A 2511-nucleotide genomic window follows, 5' to 3' on the forward strand; every position below is an offset into this window, starting at 1 on the left:
CCCAGGCAGACACTCGGCCTGATGATGGCCGGGGAGCGGCCCGCGGAGGCCGCCGCATGAACGAGCGTCACAGCCCGGACGTCGTCGAAGCCCCGTACGGCTGGACCCGGGCGCCGACCGGGAGGACGCCGAGGCGGCGCTGCTCGCCCTGCCGGGCCTCGACCCGGCCGTCGTCGCCGTCGTCCGCGCCCGCGCCCTGGGCGACCCCGATGTGGCCCCGCCGGGCACCTGCCTCCCGGACACCTGGCGGCCCTGGCGGTCCTACGCCGTCCAGCACCTGGCGGCGGCGCGGGAGTGGAGCCGCGGGGGGCTGGCGCCGGCCGGCCCTGAGCGCTCGGCCGTGCGGGTGGTCCGGCGGTGATGTTCCGTCCGCGCGCGGGGCGGGTGTGGCACCTTCGCCTCCGGCGGATCTGCGGGAAAGGCGGGCGCACATGGTCGGCTCCGGGCGGGTCCTCGCGGCGGTGCTCCTGACGCTGGCGGGCACGGCGGCGACGGCCGGGACCGGTGCCGCCGGCCCCCCGGCGCCGGCCGTGCCGCCCGCCTGGACCGGCAGCTGGGAGGCCGCACCCTCCGGTACCGCGTCCGCGCCGCCCGGCCTCACCATCCGCAACGTGGTGCACCTGAGCGTCGGCGGACGGGTGCTGCGGGTGCGCCTGAGCAACCGGCTCGGCACCGTGCCGCTCAGGCTCGGCGCGGTCACGGTCGCCCTGCGGCGGGCGGGCGGCCCGGACGCGGTGCCCGGCTCGATGCGCACCGCCACCTTCGACGGTGCCCGGACCGTCACCGTGCCGCCGGGCAGGGACCTGGTCACCGACCCGGTGCCGCTGGCCGTACCGGCCGCCGCCGACCTGCTCGTGACGGTCCACACGCCCAGCGTGGCCGGCCCCGTCACGTACCACCGCACCGCCCTGCAGACCGGCTATGCCGCCCCCGGCGGCGACGGGGTGGCCGCGGCCGAGGACGGCAGCGCGTATCCGGTCGTCACCGGCCAGTGGTACTACGTCACCGGCGTCGACGTCCGCGGCCCGGCCGCCGGCAGCGTCGTCGCCTTCGGGGACTCCCTCACCGACGGCACCTGCACCACCCCCGACTCCAACCACCGCTGGCCCGACCGGCTCGCCGAACGTCTCCGCGGCCTGCCCCCGGGCCGCCGCCCGGGCGTCCTCAACGCCGGGGTCGCCGGCAACCGCCTGCTGCGCGACGGCACCGGGCCCAGCGCCCTGACCCGGCTCGACGCCGACGCCCTGGCCCGGGCCGGGGCGCGGGCGCTGATCGTGCTGGAGGGCATCAACGACATCATCAAGGGCACCCCGCACTCCGGCGACGTGCCCGCCTTCGAGGACGCCTACCGGACGATCGTGGCCCGCGCGCACGCCCGCGGGATCCTGGTCGTCGGGGCCACCCTCACGCCGTACGGCGGCCACGGCGCCTTCACGGCGGCACGGGAGGCGGTACGCGAGCGGGTCAACGCCTTCATCCGGACGGGCGGCGCCTTCGACGCCGTCGCCGACTTCGACGCGGCCGTCCGTGACCCGGCCCGGCCGCAGCGGATCCGGCCCGCCTACGACTGCGGCGACCACCTGCACTTCAACGACGCGGGCGCGCGGACGCTGGCCCGCGCGGTCGACCTGGCCGCCCTGCTGCGGCGGCCCGCCGGGACGCCCCGCGGCGTAGGCGTCCGGGGCCGCCCAGCCCCGTGAGCACTGACCGCCGGCACCCGTGAGCGCCCTCGCGGCGGTTGCGACCCTGGCGGAAACCGGCCGTGGCGCACAGCCGCCCCGGCGGGTCATCGCGGTACCACCGGTCACTCTGCCAAGGTGTGAGCACCGCGGCCGGGTTCACAGCCGGTTGCCAGGGAAGCCGGTCACCATACAAACCGGCCGTCCGGGTCGCCCGGACCCGGCCGCGCAGACGGTGACCCGGGCCCACGACGTGCGTCGGCGCGCGAAGGGGATCTGGGGCCGGGTCACTCCCGTCGTCGCCGGGCGGTCTTCCCGTGGGGGGTGGGACCGCCCGGCGGCCCGTCCGTCCCCCTGGGCAACTCCGTTACCGGGTAAGGTCGTTCAAGGGCGCACTCGGCACACCGTTCGCGGCGGTGACGTGCGCAGGATTTTCTGGATGCCCCGTTTTCATCCGGCCCGGTCGGTGGACAATCAGGGGCATGAACCAGCAGGGGGGCAGGCCCACCCGTCACGAGGACGACTGGTGGCGGCAGTTGTACGACGACTCCACCCCGGACACGGGGTCCACGGCCGCGGCCGATTCCCTGGACGACCGGTTCGCCTCGGCGGCGGGAGCGGTCGGCGGTCCGCCGGACGACCGCCCGGTCGACCCGCGCGACGGGGAACCCGGCGACCGGCCCGGCGAGCGCATCCGCCGGCGGCTCGGCGCGGGCACCGCGCCGCCGGGACCGGCCGCAGAAGGCGGGGCGGACGTACACCCGACAGGGCGGATTCCTCTACGACGCCAACGAGTTCGACCCCGAGGTCTTCGGGATCATGCCGCGCGAGG

Annotated in this window: 2 protein-coding genes and 1 pseudogene; all 3 read left to right on the top strand. The window is 77.3% G+C overall.

Annotation, left to right across the window (positions count from 1 at the left end):
- Positions 1-94: 94 nt before the first annotated feature.
- Positions 95-361, top strand: a pseudogene (locus ABZX30_RS38000) (hypothetical protein); the annotation flags it as partial.
- Positions 362-431: 70 nt separating this feature from the next.
- Positions 432-1700, top strand: coding sequence for an SGNH/GDSL hydrolase family protein (locus tag ABZX30_RS38005; RefSeq protein ID WP_355942992.1), 1269 nt, complete (start codon positions 432-434; stop codon positions 1698-1700).
- Between the two features lie 561 nt (positions 1701-2261).
- Positions 2262-2511 (top strand): beta-ketoacyl synthase N-terminal-like domain-containing protein (locus ABZX30_RS38010; RefSeq protein WP_355942996.1); only part of this gene is annotated, 250 nt, incomplete at its 3' end.

This window comes from Streptomyces sp. NPDC004542 (assembly GCF_040610035.1).
In the GTDB taxonomy this organism is placed as follows: Bacteria; Actinomycetota; Actinomycetes; order Streptomycetales; family Streptomycetaceae; genus Streptomyces.

Coding starts and splice junctions, on each gene's coding strand:
- ABZX30_RS38005 (WP_355942992.1), top strand. CDS start 432: ATGGTCGGCTCCGGGCGGGTCCTCGCGGCGGTGCTCCTGACGCTGGCG.